Source organism: Pseudomonas sp. GZD-222 (assembly GCF_049310525.1).
Taxonomy (GTDB): Bacteria; Pseudomonadota; Gammaproteobacteria; order Pseudomonadales; family Pseudomonadaceae; genus Aquipseudomonas.
The window spans coordinates 1-20156 of the sequence record NZ_JBMOWO010000117.1; the positions used below are offsets into that span (position 1 = coordinate 1).

Sequence of the window (20156 nt, forward strand, 5' to 3'; positions counted from 1 at the left end):
AGACTCCGCCGCGTACGACCCCCTCCCCGGGCCCCTCTTTGTTTTCCTCCCTCCCCCCCCCGCGACTTGCATCAGCCTTCAGCCGCTTCGCGCTTGAGCCGCGCCCGGCGCGACATGATGTTCAGCGCTTCGATCGCGGTAGAGAACGCCATCGCTGCATACACATAACCTTTCGGTACGTGGGCGCCAAAGCCTTCGGCGATCAGGGTCATACCGATCATGATCAGGAAGCCCAGGGCCAGCATCACCACGGTCGGGTTGTCGTTGATGAACTTGGCCAGCGGGTCGGCGGCCACCAGCATCACGATTACGGCACTCACCACGGCAATGATCATGATCGGCAAGTGCTCGGTCATGCCCACAGCGGTAATGATGCTGTCGATCGAGAAGACGATGTCCAGCAGCAGGATCTGACCAATAGCAGCGGCAAAGCCCAGGGTGATAGTCGAGGACGCTTTGCTTTCTTCCTTGGCCCGCGGGTCGACGCTCTCGTGGATCTCAGTCGTCGCCTTCCACAGCAGGAACAGACCACCGGCAATCAGGATCATGTCCTTCCACGAGAAGGCATGGCCGAACACATCGATGACCGGCTCGGTCAGCTGCACGATCCAGGCGATGGTGCTGAGCAGACCCAGGCGCATGACCAGCGCCATGCTGATACCGATACGACGCGCCTTGGAGCGGAATTCCTCGGGCAACTTGTTGGTCAGGATGGAGATGAAGATCAGGTTATCGATGCCGAGCACGATCTCCATGGCCACCAGGGTGGCCAGGGCTACCCAGGCGGTCGGGCTTGCAGCGAGTTCCAACAAGTATTCCATGAATCAATCCTGCATCAAGGTAAGGGTGGGTCAGATTTCTTTGGCGCTGTCATCGCTGGCCGGCTTGTCGGCCTTGGCGCTGTCAGAGCCGGTGGCTTCGCTCAGGGCTTCTTGAGCGGCTTCGTTGGTTTGGTCGATCGCTTGCTTGGCCGATTCCGCTGCCTGGTTGAGCATTTGCTGGGCGGATTTTTCCGCCTGCTCGCAACCGCTCATGGCAAACAGGGCCAACAGTAACACCAGGGGTGTTCCGATGGATTTCAGGTACATCATGTGAAGTTCTCCGTGTCGATGATCAGCGCCCACTCAGTGGCACCGTGATGGCTGGGGATTCTAAATATCTAGATACATCAGGAAAATTCGTATTTTCAGCGGTTATACTTCGGTTTTTACGAATCGGGACCTGACATGCTCAACTACCGTCAGTTGCATTACTTCTGGGTGGTGGCCCGCACCGGCAGCATCGTGCGCGCGGGCGAGCAACTGAACCTGACGCCGCAGACCATCAGCGGGCAGATCAGCCTGCTCGAACAGACCTACGGCATCGAGCTGTTTCGCCGGGTCGGACGGCAGCTGGAATTGACGGAAAGCGGTCGCCAGGCGCTGACCTATGCCGAGCAGATGTTCCAGATTGGTGGTGAACTTGAGGCCATGCTGCGCGCGCGCCCGGATGAGCAGCAGATTCTGTTTCGCGTCGGGGTCGCCGATGTGGTGCCCAAGTCCATCGTCTATCGCCTGCTGGCGCCGACCATGGAAATGGAAGACGCCCTGCGCCTGAGCTGTCGCGAAGACAAGCTCGAACGCCTGCTGGCCGACCTGGCGATCCAGCGCCTGGACCTGGTTATCTCCGACAGCCCCATGCCCAGCCACCTGGACATCAAGGGCTACAGCCAGCGCCTGGGGGAATGCGGCATCAGCTTTTTCGCCACCCCGGCCCTGGCGGATGAGCTGGGCGAGGACTTTCCGGCCTGCCTGCAACATGCCCCGCTGCTGATTCCCGGCCAGGAAACCGTAGTTCGCAGCCGTTTGTTGCGCTGGTTCGCCGAGCAGCAGATCCAGCCACGGATTGTCGGCGAGTTCGACGACAGCGCCTTGATGCAGGCCTTTGGGCAATCCGGCAGCGGTATTTTTATCGGCCCCAGCGTGATTGCCGATGAAGTCTGCAGGCAATATGGCGTCGAATTGATCGGCCAGACCGACGCGGTGATCGAGTCGTTCTATGCCATCTCGGTGGAACGCAAGGTCAAGCACCCCGGCATCCTCGCCATTACCGAAGGGGCCCGCCGCCAGTTGTTCAACTGGTAATGCGGGTGTCGCGCATGCGCATTAGCACCAACGCCAGTACCACCGAAACACCGATGAGCAGCGCGGCGGCGTAGCCGAGGCTGCTCAGGCCCAGGGTGTCGATCACCCGGCCGCCAATCATTGCGCCCAGGCCAATCCCCAGATTGCCCCCGGCAATGTTCAGCGAAGCGGCAAAGGCTGGAGCCTGGGGCGCGGCCTTGATCAGGCGCACATGGCTGACCAGAAACAGCGCCGCCTGGGTTGCCCCCCAGATCGCTAGCGCACTGATCAGGCCATAGGTGGAATGAATGCTCGGCACCAGAGCAATCAGGCCCACCAGCATCAACGCGCAGAACCCGGCAGAGGCCAGCAGCGGATGACGGTCTACGGCACGGCCGCCCAGACTGTTGCCGATCAGTCCCACCGCGCCAAACCCCATCAGGTACCAACCCACCCGCGCGCCATCGAAACCGGCCAGGCGCTCAAGGATATCGGCCAGGTAGGTATAAACGGTGAACATGCCGCTGAACACCAGCACCGAAAGCAGCACATGGCCCTGCAACAAGCGGCTGCGCAAGATCCCGAACTGCCCGCGCAACGAGGTGGCCTGGTTATGCCGTGGCGTGTGTGGCAGGTACAGGTGCAGCAACAGCGCCTTGGCCAGTGCCAGCACGGCCAGCAAGGCGAACGCCGCGCGCCAGCCCAGCGCATCGCCCACCAGGGTACCGACCGGAATACCGAACACCGTGGCACACACCACGCCGAAGCTGATCTTGGAAATAGCCCGCCCGGCATAGGCCGGCCCGACGATGTCGACCGCAGTTTCACTGGCCAGCGCCCAGAACACCGGCAAACCCAGCGCCGGCAGCAGCCGCGCGAGGCCCATGACATAGATGTTCGGGGCGATGGCCGCGAGGACGTTGCAGGCAGCGAACAACAAAAGGATGCCGACAAACAGGCGCTTGCGATTAAAGCGCGCGCACCAGGCGGTGAGAAACGGGCCGAAACAGGCCACGGTGAAGGCAAACAAGGTCACCAACAGCCCGGCCTGGGGCACACTGACCGCAAGATCCCGGGCAATTCCCGGCAACAGGCCGACAATCACGAACTCGGTGGTCAGTACAGTGAAGCCGGCCGCAGCCAGCAACAGAATCGGCAGTAACATCTACACTCCAGCGTTTTAAACATTTACGGCGCTGAGCCGTTTCCAAGGGGCGCGGATACTACACCTCTGCCCTGCTGACTGACACAGCGCAATCACCCATTGTGCCTCGCTGTGCTAAAGTCGCGCCCCTTTCATGGCCTTGATCGCCTGACGCCCCTGAATTTCCCGGCGTCGCAACGGGCCGGCTGCCCCACTACAAGACTGAGAAACACCCAACATGACACCTGTTCTAAAACTGTTGAACCGTACCAGTCTGGTCGTACAGATCATGATCGGCCTGGTGGCCGGTATCGCGCTGGCCTTGATCGCCCCCGAGGTCGCTCTGGACCTGGGCTTCATCGGCAAGGTGTTCGTTTCCGCGTTGAAAGCCGTGGCGCCGATCCTGGTGTTCATCCTGGTCATGGCGTCTATTGCCAACCATAAACACGGCACCGAAACCCATATCCGCCCGATCCTGGTGCTGTACCTGTTCGGTACTTTCGCTGCGGCCGTAGTTGCGGTGGTCGCCAGCATGGCCTTCCCGTCGAGCCTGGCCCTGAGCACCTCGGACGTGGCCCTGAGCGCCCCCGGCGGCATCTCTGAAGTGCTGCAGAGCCTGCTCCTGAGCGTGGTCGACAACCCGGTCAGCGCGCTGATGAACGCCAACTTCATCGGCATCCTGGCCTGGGCCATCGGCCTGGGTGTGGCCATTCGTCACGCCGGGCAAACCACCCGCACCGTGGTCGAGGACCTGTCCAACGGCGTTACCCTGATCGTGCGTGTGGTGATCCGCTTCGCTCCGCTGGGTATTTTCGGCCTGGTCGCCTCGACCCTGGCGCAATCGGGCCTCGATGCCCTGCTCGGCTACCTGCACCTGCTGGCGGTGCTGATTGGCTGCATGCTGTTCGTTGCGTTGGTGGTCAACCCGCTGATCGTGTTCTGGAAAATTCGCCGCAACCCGTTCCCGCTGGTCCTCCTGTGCCTGCGCGAAAGCGGCATTACCGCCTTCTTCACCCGCAGCTCGGCGGCCAACATTCCGGTCAACATGGCCTTGAGCGAGCGCCTGGGCCTGCATGAAGACACCTACTCGGTATCGATCCCGCTGGGTGCGACCATCAACATGGCCGGCGCGGCGATCACCATCACCGTACTGACCCTGGCCGCTGTGCATACCCTGGGCATCGCCGTCGACATTCCTACCGCCATCCTCCTCAGCGTCGTCGCCGCCGTGTGCGCCTGTGGCGCCTCGGGTGTGGCCGGTGGTTCGTTGCTGCTGATCCCGCTGGCCTGCAGCCTGTTCGGCATTCCGAGTGAAATCGCCATGCAGGTGGTGGCAGTCGGCTTCATCATCGGCGTACTGCAGGACTCGGCGGAAACCGCGCTGAACTCCTCCACCGACGTGCTGTTCACCGCTGCCGCATGCATGGCCGAAGAGCGCCGTAGCGCCTGAGCCCGACCCGCAGCCGGTGCGTCCTGCACCGGCTGCTTGTGTTTTACCCTGTCGCGCACCTAGGCTAGAGGCCTTTCTTCGCATAGAGACAGGGCCATGTCCGACGATCACGAATCCCCTTCCGAAGCCCGCTTCAACAGCACCGAGGTCCGCGTTCTCGGCGCGCTGATCGAAAAACAGGCCACCAGCCCGGAAACCTACCCGCTGACCTTGAACGCCCTGGTCCTGGCCTGCAACCAGAAGACCAGCCGTGAACCGGTGACGAACCTCAGCCAGGGCCAGGTCGGCCAGGCCTTGCGTGCCCTTGAAGGCCAGGGCCTGACCCGTCTGCAGATGGGCAGCCGCGCCGACCGCTGGGAGCAGCGCGTGGACAAAGCGCTGGAGCTGGTGCCGGCGCAGGTCACCCTGCTCGGCCTGATGTTCCTGCGCGGCCCGCAGACGGTCAACGAACTGCTGACCCGCAGCAACCGCATGCATGATTTCGAAGACGCCGAGCAGGTCGTGCATCAGCTTGAACGCCTGATCGCCCGTGGTTTTGCCTTGCACCTGCCGCGCCAGGCCGGGCAGCGTGAAGACCGCTATACCCATGCCCTGGGTGACCCGGCGGAGATCGAAGCGATTCTGGCGGCGCGCCAGCAAGGACCGGAGCGCAGTGGCGGCGGCGCGGTATCGCTGGAGCGCATCGAGGCGCTGGAGGCGCGGATTGCCGCGCTGGAAGAGCGCCTGGCGGCACTGGAATAAACCCTTTCTGTAGGAGCGGATTTATCCGCGATGGACTGCGTAGCAGGCCCATCGTTTGGGGCCGCGATGCGCCCCATCGCGGCGTTCCGGCGTCCCGGTGAATCCGCTCCTACAGGCGGCTCGGTGAATCCCGCAGTTAAACGCTTTCCCTACCCTCGGGCGTACGCCACCGCCTGCGCCACCTGCGCAGCCGTTGGCCGCACGCCGGTGTACAAGACAAACTGCTCCAGCGCCTGCAAGGCAATCACCTCAAGCCCGGTGATCACCGCCTTGCCGTGCTTTTCCGCCTCGATGATCAGCGGCGTATGCGCCGGCATCGCCACCACATCAAACACCAGCTGCGCCGCAGCAATCGCTTCGCGGCTGAACGCCAACTGATCGGCCTCGACCCCACCGACCATACCGATCGGCGTGACGTTGACCAGCATCGGCGGGCACAGATCACCCAGCTCAGCCTGCCAGCGATAGCCGCAACTATCAGCCAACTGGCGACCTGCCTGTTCATTGCGGGCAACGATGATGCCCTGGCTGAACCCGGCATCACGCAAGGCGCTAGCCACCGCCTTGGCCATGCCGCCGCTGCCGCGTAGGGCAAACGCTGTGTTCGGGTCTACGCGATGTTGCTCCAGCAACTGGCGTATGGCCAGGTAGTCGGTATTGTAGGCCTTGAGCCTTCCTGCGTCATTGACGATGGTATTGATCGATTCAATCGCGGCTGCAGACGGGTCGATCTCATCGACCAGCGCCATGCAGGCTTCCTTGTACGGCATCGACACACCACAACCGCGAATGCCCAAGGCGCGAATACCGCCGACGGCTGCGGGCAGGTCCGTGGTAGTCATGGCCTTGTAGTAAAAATCCAGGCCCAACTGTTGGTACAGGTGGTTGTGAAACCGTACACCAAAGGTACCGGGACGACCGGCCAGGGAGATGCACAGGACGGTGTCCTTGCCAGGAATATGGGCCATTTGATGCTCCTTTGCGATCGGTTCGGCATTATGCACAGGCGCCGCGCTTACCGTTGATCGGCGCTTACAAAACCTTTACTCAGACGCACTGTGCAGCCGACGGTTCCCGCAGTCTTATAGAGAGGTAAGCCCTGGGGTTGCTCTGTGAGGAATCCGCAATGAACCGTCATCTCCCGACAATCGCCCTACTGGTCGGTGCCCTGGCCGCCAGCACGCAAGCCGCTGCCCATGGCGGCGGTCATCATGGTGGTGGCAATGGCTGGTATGGACCGGTGATCGGCGCAGCAGTGGTCGGTGCAGTGGTCGGCTCGGCACTGTATGGCGGCCGCGACCGTACGGTGTATGTCGAACGTCAACCGCTCTACTACGGTCCTCCTCCGGGGTATTACCAGGCGCCGCCACCACCGGTCTATTACCAACCCTACCCGGTGGTCGAACGCTACGTACCAGTACCACCGCCCTATTACCGCGAACGCTACTACGGACCACCTCCGGTCTATTACGGCCCACCGCGCTGGTAAGCGCCGGGTCGATGACAGTGATGTGCACTATCGAGCCGGTTGATTTCAACCGGCCCGTTGCGCCACGTAAGGTAGGCCCATGAATTACAGGAGAACCCCCATGGCCCCTATCAGCATCATGTCCGTCATCGGCAGCGCCGTCCCCACCTCACTCAGGGAGCTGGGACTACTGGCATGCTGGTACGTGGTACGCGACGGAGAAGCGGTTTCTGGACCACTGACTTCGCTGCCTGCAGCCCAGACCCTGGCCAGCCAGTTACAGAGCGCCAGCCTGCGGGCCTGAACTCAGGGCCTTTGAGGCAACGTTTCCAGCGCCTGCAAAAGCCTGGGTAGATTGTCCAGCGCCCTCTTTCGAACCTCAGTAAAGCGGTTCAATACGGCCAGCTTTTCAGGATCTCCCTCCTGCACGCATTTCATCACTGTCGGCATCAGGTGAAGGTGGCACTGCACAAGCCAGGGGGACAACGTGGGCTGGTGCTTCCACTGCCGCTGATTGGCGAGATACACGGCCCACATTCTGAGCCAGTCCTCCGGTACCCGGGGCGGCGGGACAACGCCACAGAGTGCGTTCATCTGCAGCTGATCATCGAGGTGGCTCTCGATACAGGCGATGAAAGCGGCACTGAACAAGAGCTGATAACTGCTGATGGTCACCAGATTGATACGCTTGCCATCAAATACTTTGACACTTCCCTCAGGAATAATCGGAACAGCGCTGGCGCTGCAGTCAATGTAAAGGGCGTCGGAATCGCCAGCAATGCTGCCCCTCTCGAGCGACACACCGCTGGTTTCAATCGCATGTACACGTCCCAGGCGCACGGTATTGTTTATGCGCCGTAACGCACGCAACTCACCCTGTGAAACCGTCGCAGCGCGAAAAGCGCTGGGTTCGACACTTGTATCGACGCGCAGCAGTTCGCCGAAACTTTCCAGGCGGTTAAATAAATCCGGGATCGATTCTGCAGCTGCTATGGCTTCAAACTGGTTTACCAGGCTGCCGATCGTTCGTAGCAGATTCTCCTGGCCAGGTTGAATGTTCGCGCGATCCAGCAGCCAGGCAGCATTCGGCACGATCCATTGAATCCTGTCGGGATCCACACCGTTCTGCAGCAACCACAAACAGGCATCGATCCCGGTCTTTCCACCCCCCACCACGACGTAGCGCTTGTAAGGTTTTGCGACCTTTGGCAAGTCATTCAGCGGTATGCAGCGAACGTCCGACGCTACCCGGTAATGGGGTGCGTGGGTGGAAGGAACAGCGGTCTGCGCAAACGTCGCATCCACCAACTTCCTGCGGACCTGGATTTGATTGCTTTCGCCCGTGAGCAAGGAGGTGATGCAATGACTTTCGCTGCGATCACCCTCGTAGTTGTGCATGGGAAAGTAACGCACCCGACCCGACGGCACGAATCGCTGGCGCATCACCTGATCGAAGTAACTGACCACCTCGGTGCCTGAGGCCTGTTCATACAAACCGCCGCCCCACTCGGAGTCGTCTTTTTTACCCGAGCCGAGCTCGCAGGAATTAACGCCATAAAAGGCCGACGGCTGGTGCAAGCGGACGAACGGGTAAGCATCATTCCAATGCCCACCCGGTTGAGCATGTCGGTCCACCATCAGCACACTCGCATCCGATTCATCGAGCAAGGTATCGACGAAGGCCATCGCGGTTGCCCCTGCGCCGATCACCAGATAGTCAGTCGTGATGCTCATGCTGTTCATGGAGCCACCCTTGCGACGGTGCAATACACGCCTCCATCGGCTCAGGCTAGTTGGTTCCGTACGCCGGAACAGAACTGTTCTTCCTTAGCGGTATCGCCAACAACCTTAAAAACACGAATCTAACGTTAATTCAATTACTTACAAACCTGCCGCACTGAGACCGCCCGTCACGATGTCAGTCAGTTTTGCGATCAGGGTCCATTCTTAACGGTGCAACTCACAAGGAGGCGTTTGAAAATGACTCCAATAATGATGAACGCTTTACTACCCGGACTGCTGTTGACTGCGTGCTTCTCGGTGTTCGCTGGTGAACCCAGCACACAAAGCTCATTCAGCACAGAAGGAGCCGGTTCGGCCACATATACAACGCTCTCAGGACCCGTCGTCGAAGAAGTCGACGCTTCTGACGTCAACGGCGGGAACGTAGAGGCGCTCGGAAGAACCTCTGCCGACTCAATGCATTCAGGCGCTAATGCAAACGCCCAGGTCGCCGATGATTACAAGGTCAACAAGGTGAGCAATACTGGCGAGTGACGCCCTTGCCGCTCCATCATGGGAGTGGCAGAACAGCCCGTTAGCCCGGCCGCGCGCCGGGCTTTTCGTGCCCGCCTCAACCTTTCCCTTTGTTCTTGTTCTTCGCCCCACCCTGACGCGCTTTGAATTTCGGATTGGATTTGCAGATTACGTAGATCCGCCCTCGGCGTTTCACGATCTGACAGTCGCGATGACGGTTTTTGGCTTCTTTGAGTGAGGACAGCACTTTCATGGGTAAGGCTCCTTGCGATTAATTGATACGTAATAACATATCATAAATGCAAGTGAGAATATTTACCAACTCCTGTTTCGCCAGCCCTTTTGACGCTGCGAAATTCGCTCGCCCCGGAGAAGCTCGAAATGCAGCCAATCGGTACAGAACCGGTACAGGATTAAATTTCGTTCATGTATGGCCCAATGATCACAGGCCAATCGACAGACTCTGAGCCATACTCCAGAATGCGAGCGGTTTTTTTGGGGGAAAACCCTTGCACAGCCAACGACATACCAACTATTAGTGAGCCTCGACGTGAAAACTTCCCTATCCATCCTAAGCCTGCTGCTGTTGCTCACCGGTACCGCGACTGTCACCACGACCGCTGCTGCGCAACCCCCTCTCCAGGAACAACGTGATCCGGCGAAATTGCACCTGGCTTCCGGCGCCGCCCTGCTGATCGATTTGCAGACCAACAAGGTGCTTTACGCCAACAATGCCGACCGGGTGGTGCCGATTGCCTCGGTAACCAAGCTGATGACCGGCATGGTGGTGCTCGACGCCAAGCAGAACATGGATGAGATGCTCACCATGACCATCGCCCAGAACAAGGAGATGAAAGGGGTTTATTCGCGCGTGCGCCTGGGCAGTCAGCTCAGCCGTCGGGAGACGCTGCTGATTACCCTGATGTCATCGGAAAACCGCGCGGCCTCGACCCTGGCGCACAACTATCCAGGTGGCTACAACGCGTTTATCAAGGCCATGAACGCCAAGGCCAAGGCCTTGGGCATGACTAAAACGCGCTATGTGGAGCCCACCGGGCTGTCGACCAGCAACGTGTCCACCGCGCGCGACCTGGGCAAGCTGCTGCTGGCGGCACGCAATTACCCGCTGCTGAGCCAGTTGAGCACCACCCGCGAGAAGACCGTGGCGTTCAGCAAGCCCAACTACACCCTGGGCTTTCGCAACACCGACCATCTGGTCAACAAGAGCAACTGGGACATCAACCTGACCAAGACTGGCTTTACCAACGACGCCGGGCACTGCCTGGTGCTGTTGACGAAGATGAACAATCGTCCGGTGGCCATGGTGATTCTCGATGCGTTCGGCAAGTACACCCACTTCGCCGATGCCAGCCGCATGCGTCAGTGGCTGGAAACCGGCAGCACCAAGCCGGCGCCTGCAGTAGCTATGCGCTACAAGTCCGAGCGCAGCCAGAACCGCCCAGTGGTCGACTGACCAGGCGGGCCTGGGCGCCTTGCGCGCCACAGGCCCGTTGCCGCTCAGGCGCTGGTGCTGACCATGCTGCCAGCGCTGCTGCCGCCGCTTTCCAGCAGGGCCTTGAGCAACTGCGCAGTGGCTGACTGGATCGCGCCCATGGTGGTACTCACCGCCGATTGCGCGCCAGCGACTGCCGTGGCCTTGGCGGTTTCTTCCATCTTGCTGGCCATGATCGCCTGCAGCTGCTTCTGCTGTTCAGCCAATTGCTTTTGCAGTTGCTCGATCATCTGGCGCAGTTGCTGGATGTGGGCCGGCTCGCTGCTTTCGGCAGATTCGCTGGATTCAGCCTTCTTGCTGTCGGCGACGCCGGGCAGGTTGACCTTGAGTGTGCCCTCCTCTTTCGCGGCCGGGTCCTGAACGCCGACCTTGACGCTGGCAACCCCGGCAGCCGCGCTGCTCAAAGGGTTTCCATTGATTGATACGGAAGTGATGCCGACCATGCTTTTATCATCCTGACGATGTATGGGTTCGCCTTTGTATCGGCCCTGCGCCGCAGAACTTGAACTTCCCGTGCACGCGTAAATTTCCCCCTTCGCCGCTCGTCCCTCCTGATAGCCGAGCTTTGTCCCCAGGCACGCCAGCGCGCCAGGCAAGCCGTTCCGATCAGCCCAGCGTTGAGATGGCAATGACCACTTCCACATCCCGTTCCCGCAAAGCCCTGTATATCGGCCTGCCCCTGGCCCTGGCGGTGGGCGTCGCTGCCGCCGGCTACTTCTATGAGCGCAGCCCCGCTGGCTACCCGCGCCCGATCGTCGAGCAAGCGACCGCACTGCATGAGCACATGCTGTCATTCGACAGCCATGTCACCGTGCCCCTGACCCTGGGCAATGCCAACAACGAAATCGATAAAGATGGTCCAGGCCAGCTCGACCTGGTCAAGATCGGTAAAGGTCGTTTGTCCGGCGCCGCGCTGACCATCTTCGGCTGGCCGGAGTTGTGGAACGGCCCCAATGCCCCGCACCGCCCTACCCCGGGTTTTGTCGATGAAGCACGGCACCAGCAGGAAGTGCGCTACCAGATCATCAGCAACATGGTGCGCGACTTCCCCCACCAGGTCGGTATCGCCTATACCCCGGAGGATTTCCGGCGCCTGAACAGCGAAGGCAAATTCGCCATTTTCATCAGCATGCTCAACGCCTACCCACTCGGCCATGACCTGTCGCAGCTCGACCTGTGGAGCGCGCGTGGCATGCGCATGTTCGGTTTCAGCTACACCGGCAACAACGACTGGGCCGACTCCTCGCGGCCGCTGCCGTTCTTCAACGACACCGCCGATGCCCTTGGCGGTTTGTCCCCGCTGGGCGAGCAGGCGGTCAAACGCCTGAATGATCTGGGGGTGATCATCGATGTCTCGCAGATGTCGACCCTGGCCCTGGAAGACGTCGCACGCCTGAGCCGTACACCGATGGTCGCCTCGCACTCGGCACCGCGGGCGCTGGTGGACATCCCGCGCAACCTCAGCGACAAGGAAATGCAGCTGATCAAGAACAGTGGCGGGGTCATCCAGGTGGTCGCCTTCGGCACCTACCTAAAGCCCCTGAGCAAGCCGACCCTGGACAAGCTTGAAGCGCTGCGCGCCAAGTTCGACCTGCAACCGCTGCAAGGCCTGGCCAACGCATTGATGCCCGGTGATGCGGTGATCGCCATCTGGCCAGAAGCACGCTTCGGCGAATACGCCGGTAGCCTCTACGGCATCCTCGAAGAGGAACCCAAGGCCAGCCTCAAGGACCTGGTCGACGCCATCGACTACACGGTGAAAAAAGTCGGCATCGACCACGTTGGTATCAGTTCGGACTTCAACGATGGCGGTGGCGTCGACGGTTTCAAGGATGTCAGCGAAATCCGCAACGTCACCGCCGAACTGCTCACCCGTGGCTACTCCGAAGCGGATATCGGCAAGCTGTGGGCCGGCAACTTCCTGCGGGTCTGGGAGCAGGTGCAAACAGCCGCCGGGCCGGTTGCCAGCGTAACGCCCTGAAGACTGCGCCAATAAAAACGCCGCCCCGGTCCTACCGGGGCGGCGTTTTTCATTGCCAGCGGTTGTGCCTTCAGCTGGCGGTAGCCAGCAGCGACACCTTGGCATCACGGCTGTGCCCGCGCAGCCGGGTTTGCTCGTATAGCGAAGCGGCAATCTCGTCCGCACGAATCGGCAGCACCGACAGCAAGGTATCGCTCAAGCCGTGGCTGGCCTGGCTGAAGCCCTGCATGTACAAGCTGGCCTTGCAGCGCTCGTCGGTCAGCAGGCGGTAGCTGCGGTCGACTTCATAGTTGCGCAGGTAGGCTTCCATCGGCGCCAGCAACTGGCGATGCATCTGCCGCTCGTAGCCGGTCGCCAGCACCACGGCGTCATAAGCCTGCACCTGGGTTGCACCGCTGGCGTTGTTGCGCATCACCAGCTCCACGCCCTGCGCGGTAGCGTTTGCCTGCTCCAGGGTGGTCAGGGTATGAAAAGCATGACGGGCCACACCCGAGACTTTCTGCCGGTAGAAGATCGCGTAGATGCGTTCGATCAGGTCCAGGTCCACCACCGAATAGTTGGTGTTGTGGTACTCGTTGATCAGGCGCTCACGCTCAGCGGCAGGCTGCTGGAACACCAGGTCGGTGAACTCGGGCGAGAACACTTCGTTGACGAACGGGCTGTCGTCGGCAGGCTTGAGCGCCGAGCCGCGGATGATCAGGTCAACCTGCACCGACGGGTAGCTGTCGTTGAGATCGATGAACGCCTCGGCCGCACTCTGGCCACCGCCAACGATGGCGATGCGCATCGGCTTGCCGTCGACACAGGCCTGCTTGGCCATGCGCGCCAGGTACTGGGAATGGTGGAACACCCGGGCATCGCCCTTGAGCGCCTGGAACACTGCCGGGATGCGCGGCGTACCGCCGGGGCTGAGGACCAGCGAGCGCGTGGTGCGGGCGACTTCCACCCCTTGCGCGTCACGGGAAACCACGCGCAGCGCCTCGACCTGCTGATTGCTCAGCACCGGCTCGACCCGCAGCACTTCTTCGCCGTAGCGGCTATGGGCTTCGAAATGCGAAGCCACCCAGCGCAGGTAGTCATTGAACTCCATGCGGCATGGATAGAAGGTGCCGAGGTTGATGAAGTCCACCAGACGGCCGTGGTGCTTGAGGTAGTTGACGAACGAGTAAGGGCTGGTCGGATTGCGCAGGGTCACCAGGTCCTTGAGGAAGGAGATCTGCAGTTCGCTCTGGCTGACCAGGGTGTTGCCGTGCCAGCGGTAGTCCGCCTGCTTGTCCAGAAACAGCGTGTCGAGCGGGCCCTGTAGTTGTCCGCGCTCTTCCAGGGCGATGGCCAGGGCCAGGTTCGAGGGGCCAAAGCCGATGCCGATCAAGTCGTGAACGACGGCCGATTCAATTGCCTGAGTCATATCCAGTGTCCTCTAGATAAGCCCCCGATGGTCGGGGTGAAAACAAAGTAGCCCTGTCGGTCATTGGCGAGGCGGCAGGTCGTCTGTTGACTAGGAACGAGAGCAATCGCGGAAAATTTAACCAGGCTTGCGTGGGGGCCACGCGGATCGATCTGTGCCCGCTGCGTCACACGCTGAATTTTGGTGGAATCCCGGGGACTATGATCCTGGGGTTGGTTTTTCAGGATGCGAGCTTATTCATTTGATGTGGCGACGCTGCCGGCCCCTTCCGCCCTTCACGGCGGCGCCTGTGCTGACGCATCTTCGAAATCAAATCTGGCGAAGCCAGATTGAAGCCTTGCGGGCAAGCCCGCTTCTGATCTTGATCTTGAATTTGATCTTGATCTTCATCCACGCAAGTACAGACGCCGCGAACTGCGACTTCAGGAGGCTGAGTGGAGGTGCCTGTAGGGGCCGGTGCGCAGCACCTTCGGCGTAGCCGAAGAACGCGAGCCGTAGACTTGGCGCAGCAAGTCGTAGGCCGCGTGGCCCCGGAAGGGGCCGGCAGCGTCGCCACACCGAATGGATAAGCTCACACCCTCAAAAACCCAGAATCATCCCCCCCCGCAATTCCATGAAGAACCTAAATTTTTCGCCCCTGCGCTCGTCCACCCCAGACAGCAGCGAACCATGAGAAGGCAATGACTCAACGACGTTTGCACAACACCCTGCGCTTCGGCCTGCCCGTGCTTCTGGCGCTTGGCGCAGGCGCGGGCTGGTGGGCCTGGGACCAGGGTTACCGGGACAACCCCGGCTACAGTTTCGCCGTGATCCGCCAGGCCAATGATCTGCAGCAACGCCTGCTGACCTTCGACGGGCACATCAGCGTGCCGCTGAGCCTCGGTGCTGAGCACAATCCGCTGGACGGCGACAGCCAGGGCCAGTTCGATTTACCCAAACTCCAGCGTGGCGGCCTGTCTGCCGCAGCGTTGACCGTGTTCGGCTGGCCGCCGATCTGGCAAGGCGAAGGTGCGCCGCACCGCCCCGGCCCCGAATTCGTCGCGCTGGCACGCGCCCAGCAGGAGGCCAGCTACCGCATCATCAACAACATGGCCCGTGACTTCCCCGAGCGCGCCGCCATCGCCTATAGCCCCGACGACATCCGCAGGCTGCAAGGCGAAGGCAAGTTCGCGATCTTCATCAGCATGCTCAATGCCTACCCACTGGGCACCGACCTCGACCAGCTCGACGTCTGGGCGGCCCGTGGCCTGCGCATGTTCGGTTTCAACTACGTGGGCAACAACGCCTGGGCCGACTCCTCGCGACCGATGCCGTTCTTCCAGGACACGGCCAACGCCCTCGGCGGTCTTTCACCGCTCGGCCAGCAAGCGGTGCGGCGACTCAACGACCTTGGCGTGATCATCGATGTTTCGCAAATGTCGAGCCAGGCCCTGCGCCAGGTCAGCGCCCTCAGCCGCGCGCCGTTGGTGGCTTCGCACTCCGGCCCGCGGGCGCTGGTGGATATCCCGCGCAACCTCGACGACGATGAACTGCGCCTGATCCGCGACAGCGGTGGCGTGGTGATGATCCCGACCTACGGTGATTACCTGCGCCCGATCAGCCAGGCGACCAGAGACAAACTCGAACAATTGCGCCAGCGTTTCGACCTGCCCGCCCTGCCCAATCAGGCCTGGGCCTTGATGCCCGGCGACCCGGTGATTGCGAGCTGGCCGGAACAGCGCTTCGGCGACTACGCCAAAGCCCTGTACGCCATCCTCGCCGACGAACCCAAGGCCACCCTGAACGATTTTGGCAACGCCATCGATCACGTGGTCAAGACCATCGGCATCGACCATGTCGGCATCAGCTCGGACTTCAACGACGGCGGCGGCCTCAAGGGTTTCGAGGATGTCAGCCAGATCCGCAACGTCACTGCCGAACTGCTCGCCCGCGGTTACTCCGAAGCCGATATCGGCAAGCTCTGGGGCGGCAACTTCCTCAGGGCCTGGGCCCAGGTCCAGCACTCCTCCAAAACCCTTAGCGCGCGATGAAGCCTTCCCCATGACCGACCGTAGAACCTTTCTGAAACAGGCAGGGCTGCTGGCCGCCGCCCTGCCATTGGCCGGCAGCCTCGCCCCGGCTGCACTGGCCAGCGCGCCAACCGCGCCCAGCGGCGACAAGTGGGCCCAGTTTCGCCAGCTGTTCGACCAGGACCCCAGCTACATTCACTTCGCCAATTTTCTCGTGACCTCACACCCGAAACCGGTGCGCGAGGCGATTGCCCTGCACCGCGCCAATCTCGACCGCAATCCAGGTTTGGCGATGGACTGGGACCTGGAAGAAACCTGGACGCGCGAAGCCGAAGTACGCAACTGGGCCGGACGCTACCTCAAGGCCAAGCCCGCGCAGATCGCCCTGACCGGCAGTACCACCGAAGGCCTGGCGATGATCTATGGCGGCATCCACGTGCGCCCCGATCAGGAGATCCTCACCACCCGTCACGAACACTATTCGACCCATCACGTGCTCAACTTTCGCGCCGAACGTGAGGGCACCCAGGTCCGCCGTATCGACCTGTTCAAGGCGCCGCACAGCGTCTCTGCTGACGAAGTGCTGGGCAACATCGCCGCTAACATTCGCACCAATACTCGCGTGCTGGGCATGACCTGGGTGCACTCCGGCAGCGGGGTGAAACTGCCCATCGGTGAAATCGGCACGCTGGTGGCCGAGCACAATCGCAACCGTGACGACAAGGACCGCATTCTCTACGTCGTCGATGGCGTGCATGGCTTTGGCGTGGAGAACCTCGACTTCCCCGACATGCACTGCGACTTCTTCATCGCCGGCACGCACAAATGGATGTTCGGCCCACGCGGCACCGGGATCATCTGTGCGCGTTCGGAACAGCTCAAGGATGTCACCCCGCTGGTGCCGACCTTTTCCCAGGATAGCGACTTTGCCACCAGCATGACCCCGGGCGGCTACCACGCTTTCGAGCACCGCTGGGCGCTGGACAAAGCCTTCGAACTGCACCTGCAACTGGGCAAGGCCGAGGTTCAGGCGCGCATCCACCAGCTCAATGCCGACCTGCGCCAGCGCCTGCAGAGCATGGCGCAGATTGAACTGGTGACACCGACCAGCGCGGCCTTGTCGTCGGGCTTCAGCTTCTTCCGGGTCAAGGGCAAGGACAGCGACAAGGTGGCCGCCGAGCTGATGAAACAGCGCGTGGTCGCCGATGCCGTCAACCGTGACGTCGGTCCGGTGGTGCGTACCGCCCCCGGCTTGCTCAACAGCGAAGCCGAGATCGAGCGCTTCATGGCCATCCTGGCCAAGGCCGTGTAGTGCCACCTTTTCCCTTACTGCGAATCGAGAGACCGATGAATTCACAGACTCCCCGCACCGCGACCGGCAACCTGATCGCCCGTCTGGCCCTCGGCGCCCTGCTTGCCGGCCTGGTGCCCGGCCTGACTCAAGCCAGCGAGCAACACAAACCGGGCGAGGTGTTCAAGGACTGCAAGGACTGCCCGGAACTGGTCGTGCTACCGGCTGGCACCTTCACCATGGGCACGCCCGAGGACGAACAGGGGCGCGAGGCCGACGAAGGCCCGATGCACCCGGTGACATTCGCCAAGCCTTTCGCCGTGAGCCGCTTTCAGGTGCTCAGCGGCGAGTGGAACGCCTACCTGAAGGACAGCGGCTACAGGATGCCCGATGGCGATGATCGTCCTGGCCGCGAATGCCTGGCCGGGGTGCCGCGCTACGCGCTGACCGACGAATACAAGCGGGGCGACAAGAACCGCTACCCTGCCGTGTGCATGGACTTCCACGAAGCCGAAGCCTATGCCGCCTGGCTGTCGAAAAAGACCGGCAAACACTATCGACTGCTCAGCGAAGCCGAGCGTGAATACGCCGCCCGTGGTGGCAGCAGCGGCCCGCAGCCGTTCCCGCGTGACGAAGGCAAGGCCTACAGCATCGCCAAGCACGCCAACACCTATGGCCCGGAAGACGGCTTCAGCTTCCTCGCCCCGGCCGGCAGCTACGCACCCAACGCATTTGGTATCTACGACGCCCATGGCAATGTCTATGAATGGACCGCCGACTGCCAGAACGAAGGCTACGAAGGTGCGCCCAGCGATGGCAGCGCGTGGAAGCAAGGCGACTGCGTGGTACGCATGATCCGCGGCAATGACTGGACCGAAGCACCGATCTTCTCGCGCTCGGGCAACCGCAACTACCGCCGCCCGGAAACCCGCGGCGACTGGATCGGCTTTCGTGTAGTACGCGAACTCTGAGTGCTTCCCCGACAGGGGCCGACAGCCAGCTGTCGCGTCCCTGCCACCCGCAGGCCGGTGGCGCTAAATCGCCCCGTGCCTGGCTCGTCTTCCAACACACGGCTGTCGCCCGCATTGCGCGCCCAGTCCACACCGCCCAGCCCGTTGCGAACGAGGTAGCTTCATGACCGCAGCATCGCCTAGCGCCACCCGCGAACTCTTGAGCCTGCTCAAGCCGTATCGCCTGGTGGTGATTTCCTCCATTGTTCTGGGCATCCTTGGCGGCCTGGCCGTCACCGCCCTGCTGGCCACGGTCAATCAGGGCCTGCACAACGCCGACGGCATGAGCAAAGGCATCGTCCTGGCCTTCATTGGCCTGTGCGTGGTGGCCCTGGTGAGCAGCATCGCCGCCGACATCGGCACCAATTATGTCGGCCAGCATGTCATCGCCCGGCTGCGCAAAGAGCTGGGGGCCAAGGTGCTGTCGGCGCCGATCGAGCAGATCGAACGCTACCGCACCCACCGCCTGATCCCGGTGCTGACCCACGACGTCGACACCATCAGCGACTTCGCCTTCTCCTTCGCCCCCCTGGCGATTTCCCTGACTGTGGTGGTCGGCTGCCTGGGCTACCTGGCCAGTCTGTCGCTGCCGATCTTCTTTCTCACCCTGACCGCCATCGGCATCGGCTCGGCGATCCAGTATGTCGCCCAGAGCAAAGGCCTGCGCGGTTTCAACGCCGCCCGCGAGGCCGAGGACGATCTGCAAAAGCACTACCAGGCGATTGCCGAAGGCGCCAAGGAACTGCGTATTCACCGCCCGCGCCGACATGCGATGCTGACGCGCAATATTCAGGGCACCGCCGACCACATCCGCGACACCCATGTGCGTGCGATCAATATCTTCGTGATCGCCAAGAGCCTGGGTTCGATGCTGTTTTTCGTGGTTATCGGCCTGGCCCTGACCCTGCAATCGCTGTGGCCGAACAATGACCCGGCAGTGATCAGCGGCTTCGTGCTGGTGCTGCTGTACATGAAAGGCCCGCTGGAAAGCCTGATCGGCAACCTGCCGATCATCAGCCGCGCGCAGATAGCCTTCCGGCGCATTGCCGACCTGGCCGAACGTTTCTCTTCACCGGAGCCACACCTGCTGCTCAGCGCCGAGCCAAGCCCCCAGCCCGCGTTGGAACGCCTGGAACTGCGTAACGTGCAATACAGCTTCCCGGCCGTACCCGGCAGCGATCCGTTCACCCTCGGACCGGTCAACCTGAGTATCGCGCCCGGCGAAATCCTGTTCATCGTCGGTGAAAACGGCTGCGGCAAAACCACCCTGATCAAGCTGCTGCTGGGCCTTTACACCCCGCACCAGGGACAAGTACTGGTCAACGGCAAAGCCGTGGATGCCCAGGGCCTGGACGACTATCGCCAGCACTTCACGACGATTTTCGCCGACTACTTCCTGTTCGAAGACCTGATGAAAGATGGCCGCACCCTGCCGGCCGACGCCGGCCAGTACCTGGAGCGCCTGGAGATCGCCCACAAGGTCAGCGTGCGCGATGGCGCCTTCACCACCACCGACCTGTCCACCGGCCAACGCAAGCGCCTGGCCCTGGTCAGCGCCTGGCTGGACGAACGCCCGGTGCTGGTCTTCGACGAATGGGCCGCCGACCAGGACCCGGCCTTCCGCCGGGTGTTCTATACCGAGCTGCTGCCCGACCTGAAACGCTTGGGCAAGACCATCATCGTCATCTCCCACGATGATCGCTATTTCGACATCGCCGACCACCTGGTGCGCATGCAGGCCGGCAAGGTGGTGACTGAGCCCAGCTACGCCTGAAAAACGCGG

The 20156-nt window shown here is 61.7% G+C and carries 20 protein-coding genes; 12 read left to right on the forward strand and 8 right to left on the reverse strand.

All coding sequences use genetic code 11. From position 1 onward, the window contains the following. Positions 1-71: 71 nt before the first annotated feature. Positions 72-821, reverse strand: a complete 750-nt coding sequence (locus tag ACO6VD_RS22495) for a TerC family protein (RefSeq protein WP_422422210.1) — start codon at positions 819-821, stop codon at positions 72-74. Positions 822-851: 30 nt separating this feature from the next. Next, positions 852-1091 carry a hypothetical protein gene (locus ACO6VD_RS22500; RefSeq protein WP_400173621.1) on the reverse strand — a complete coding sequence of 80 codons (240 nt, stop codon included), beginning with the start codon at positions 1089-1091 and terminating at the stop codon, positions 852-854. Positions 1092-1226: 135 nt separating this feature from the next. Between ACO6VD_RS22500 and nhaR the strand changes: the two genes are divergently transcribed. Beyond that, entirely contained in the window at positions 1227-2123 is an 897-nt protein-coding gene (nhaR, locus tag ACO6VD_RS22505; RefSeq protein WP_422422211.1) for a transcriptional activator NhaR, read from the forward strand. Here the strand turns inward: nhaR and ACO6VD_RS22510 are convergent. Continuing rightward, positions 2113-3267: an MFS transporter gene (locus ACO6VD_RS22510; protein ID WP_422422212.1), complete on the reverse strand. Its 1155-nt coding sequence runs from the start codon at positions 3265-3267 to the stop codon at positions 2113-2115. The two genes, nhaR and ACO6VD_RS22510, sit on opposite strands and share 11 nt — an antisense overlap. A gap of 217 nt (positions 3268-3484) precedes the next feature. Between ACO6VD_RS22510 and sstT the strand changes: the two genes are divergently transcribed. Next, positions 3485-4696: a serine/threonine transporter SstT gene (gene sstT, locus ACO6VD_RS22515; RefSeq protein ID WP_422422213.1), complete on the forward strand. Its 1212-nt coding sequence runs from the start codon at positions 3485-3487 to the stop codon at positions 4694-4696. A 96-nt stretch (positions 4697-4792) separates the two neighbouring features. Next, positions 4793-5437 carry a YceH family protein gene (locus ACO6VD_RS22520; RefSeq protein ID WP_422422214.1) on the forward strand — a complete coding sequence of 215 codons (645 nt, stop codon included), beginning with the start codon at positions 4793-4795 and terminating at the stop codon, positions 5435-5437. A gap of 149 nt (positions 5438-5586) precedes the next feature. On the opposite strand, the gene ACO6VD_RS22525 is transcribed toward ACO6VD_RS22520, so the two are convergent. Continuing rightward, positions 5587-6405: a shikimate 5-dehydrogenase gene (locus ACO6VD_RS22525; protein ID WP_422422215.1), complete on the reverse strand. Its 819-nt coding sequence runs from the start codon at positions 6403-6405 to the stop codon at positions 5587-5589. Between the two features lie 158 nt (positions 6406-6563). Between ACO6VD_RS22525 and ACO6VD_RS22530 the strand changes: the two genes are divergently transcribed. Together ACO6VD_RS22530 and ACO6VD_RS22535 are read left to right on the forward strand one after the other, a co-directional pair. After that, the gene (locus ACO6VD_RS22530; protein WP_422422216.1) at positions 6564-6926 is read left to right on the forward strand and encodes a hypothetical protein; all 363 of its coding nucleotides are present in this window, start codon (positions 6564-6566) and stop codon (positions 6924-6926) included. A gap of 100 nt (positions 6927-7026) precedes the next feature. Beyond that, positions 7027-7209 (forward strand): hypothetical protein, encoded by a 183-nt coding sequence (locus ACO6VD_RS22535; RefSeq protein ID WP_422422217.1) that lies wholly within the window; start codon positions 7027-7029, stop codon positions 7207-7209. A 2-nt stretch (positions 7210-7211) separates the two neighbouring features. Here the strand turns inward: ACO6VD_RS22535 and ACO6VD_RS22540 are convergent, their stop codons facing one another. Further along, positions 7212-8648 carry an NAD(P)/FAD-dependent oxidoreductase gene (locus ACO6VD_RS22540; protein ID WP_422422218.1) on the reverse strand — a complete coding sequence of 479 codons (1437 nt, stop codon included), beginning with the start codon at positions 8646-8648 and terminating at the stop codon, positions 7212-7214. A 237-nt stretch (positions 8649-8885) separates the two neighbouring features. Between ACO6VD_RS22540 and ACO6VD_RS22545 the strand changes: the two genes are divergently transcribed. Continuing rightward, entirely contained in the window at positions 8886-9182 is a 297-nt protein-coding gene (locus ACO6VD_RS22545; protein ID WP_422422219.1) for a hypothetical protein, read from the forward strand. Between the two features lie 76 nt (positions 9183-9258). Here the strand turns inward: ACO6VD_RS22545 and ykgO are convergent, their stop codons facing one another. After that, the gene (ykgO, locus tag ACO6VD_RS22550; RefSeq protein WP_422422220.1) at positions 9259-9414 is read right to left on the reverse strand and encodes a type B 50S ribosomal protein L36; all 156 of its coding nucleotides are present in this window, start codon (positions 9412-9414) and stop codon (positions 9259-9261) included. Between the two features lie 297 nt (positions 9415-9711). Between ykgO and pbpG the strand changes: the two genes are divergently transcribed. Beyond that, entirely contained in the window at positions 9712-10635 is a 924-nt protein-coding gene (pbpG, locus tag ACO6VD_RS22555; RefSeq protein WP_422422221.1) for a D-alanyl-D-alanine endopeptidase, read from the forward strand. Positions 10636-10679: 44 nt separating this feature from the next. On the opposite strand, the gene ACO6VD_RS22560 is transcribed toward pbpG, so the two are convergent. Then, the gene (locus tag ACO6VD_RS22560) at positions 10680-11078 is read right to left on the reverse strand and encodes a hypothetical protein (protein WP_422422222.1); all 399 of its coding nucleotides are present in this window, start codon (positions 11076-11078) and stop codon (positions 10680-10682) included. A gap of 224 nt (positions 11079-11302) precedes the next feature. Here ACO6VD_RS22560 and pvdM point away from each other — a divergent pair, with 224 nt between their 5' ends. Next, on the forward strand, positions 11303-12655 hold the full coding sequence (gene pvdM / locus ACO6VD_RS22565) for a pyoverdine-tailoring dipeptidase-like protein PvdM (RefSeq protein WP_422422223.1): 1353 nt from the start codon (positions 11303-11305) through the stop codon (positions 12653-12655). A gap of 70 nt (positions 12656-12725) precedes the next feature. Here pvdM and ACO6VD_RS22570 read toward each other — a convergent pair whose 3' ends face one another. Beyond that, positions 12726-14063 (reverse strand): lysine N(6)-hydroxylase/L-ornithine N(5)-oxygenase family protein, encoded by a 1338-nt coding sequence (locus tag ACO6VD_RS22570; protein ID WP_422422224.1) that lies wholly within the window; start codon positions 14061-14063, stop codon positions 12726-12728. A 680-nt stretch (positions 14064-14743) separates the two neighbouring features. Here ACO6VD_RS22570 and ACO6VD_RS22575 point away from each other — a divergent pair. From ACO6VD_RS22575 to ACO6VD_RS22590, 4 genes are all read left to right on the forward strand, one after another. Next, positions 14744-16093: a dipeptidase gene (locus tag ACO6VD_RS22575; RefSeq protein WP_422422225.1), complete on the forward strand. Its 1350-nt coding sequence runs from the start codon at positions 14744-14746 to the stop codon at positions 16091-16093. A gap of 10 nt (positions 16094-16103) precedes the next feature. Continuing rightward, positions 16104-17384 carry an aminotransferase class V-fold PLP-dependent enzyme gene (locus ACO6VD_RS22580; RefSeq protein WP_422422226.1) on the forward strand — a complete coding sequence of 427 codons (1281 nt, stop codon included), beginning with the start codon at positions 16104-16106 and terminating at the stop codon, positions 17382-17384. A gap of 35 nt (positions 17385-17419) precedes the next feature. Then, positions 17420-18334: a formylglycine-generating enzyme family protein gene (locus tag ACO6VD_RS22585; RefSeq protein ID WP_422422227.1), complete on the forward strand. Its 915-nt coding sequence runs from the start codon at positions 17420-17422 to the stop codon at positions 18332-18334. A gap of 163 nt (positions 18335-18497) precedes the next feature. After that, the gene (locus ACO6VD_RS22590) at positions 18498-20147 is read left to right on the forward strand and encodes a cyclic peptide export ABC transporter (RefSeq protein ID WP_422422228.1); all 1650 of its coding nucleotides are present in this window, start codon (positions 18498-18500) and stop codon (positions 20145-20147) included. Positions 20148-20156 lie beyond the last annotated feature (9 nt).

Excerpts from the sequence above, each read along its gene's own strand:
- ACO6VD_RS22495 (WP_422422210.1), bottom strand. The coding sequence starts at position 821 with ATGGAATACTTGTTGGAACTCGCTGCAAGCCCGACCGCCTGGGTAGCC.
- ACO6VD_RS22500 (WP_400173621.1), bottom strand. The coding sequence starts at position 1,091 with ATGATGTACCTGAAATCCATCGGAACACCCCTGGTGTTACTGTTGGCC.
- nhaR (WP_422422211.1), top strand. The coding sequence starts at position 1,227 with ATGCTCAACTACCGTCAGTTGCATTACTTCTGGGTGGTGGCCCGCACC.
- ACO6VD_RS22510 (WP_422422212.1), bottom strand. The coding sequence starts at position 3,267 with ATGTTACTGCCGATTCTGTTGCTGGCTGCGGCCGGCTTCACTGTACTG.
- sstT (WP_422422213.1), top strand. The coding sequence starts at position 3,485 with ATGACACCTGTTCTAAAACTGTTGAACCGTACCAGTCTGGTCGTACAG.
- ACO6VD_RS22520 (WP_422422214.1), top strand. The coding sequence starts at position 4,793 with ATGTCCGACGATCACGAATCCCCTTCCGAAGCCCGCTTCAACAGCACC.
- ACO6VD_RS22525 (WP_422422215.1), bottom strand. The coding sequence starts at position 6,405 with ATGGCCCATATTCCTGGCAAGGACACCGTCCTGTGCATCTCCCTGGCC.
- ACO6VD_RS22530 (WP_422422216.1), top strand. The coding sequence starts at position 6,564 with ATGAACCGTCATCTCCCGACAATCGCCCTACTGGTCGGTGCCCTGGCC.
- ACO6VD_RS22535 (WP_422422217.1), top strand. The coding sequence starts at position 7,027 with ATGGCCCCTATCAGCATCATGTCCGTCATCGGCAGCGCCGTCCCCACC.
- ACO6VD_RS22540 (WP_422422218.1), bottom strand. The coding sequence starts at position 8,648 with ATGAACAGCATGAGCATCACGACTGACTATCTGGTGATCGGCGCAGGG.
- ACO6VD_RS22545 (WP_422422219.1), top strand. The coding sequence starts at position 8,886 with ATGACTCCAATAATGATGAACGCTTTACTACCCGGACTGCTGTTGACT.
- ykgO (WP_422422220.1), bottom strand. The coding sequence starts at position 9,414 with ATGAAAGTGCTGTCCTCACTCAAAGAAGCCAAAAACCGTCATCGCGAC.
- pvdM (WP_422422223.1), top strand. The coding sequence starts at position 11,303 with ATGACCACTTCCACATCCCGTTCCCGCAAAGCCCTGTATATCGGCCTG.
- ACO6VD_RS22570 (WP_422422224.1), bottom strand. The coding sequence starts at position 14,063 with ATGACTCAGGCAATTGAATCGGCCGTCGTTCACGACTTGATCGGCATC.
- ACO6VD_RS22575 (WP_422422225.1), top strand. The coding sequence starts at position 14,744 with ATGACTCAACGACGTTTGCACAACACCCTGCGCTTCGGCCTGCCCGTG.
- ACO6VD_RS22580 (WP_422422226.1), top strand. The coding sequence starts at position 16,104 with ATGACCGACCGTAGAACCTTTCTGAAACAGGCAGGGCTGCTGGCCGCC.
- ACO6VD_RS22585 (WP_422422227.1), top strand. The coding sequence starts at position 17,420 with ATGAATTCACAGACTCCCCGCACCGCGACCGGCAACCTGATCGCCCGT.
- ACO6VD_RS22590 (WP_422422228.1), top strand. The coding sequence starts at position 18,498 with ATGACCGCAGCATCGCCTAGCGCCACCCGCGAACTCTTGAGCCTGCTC.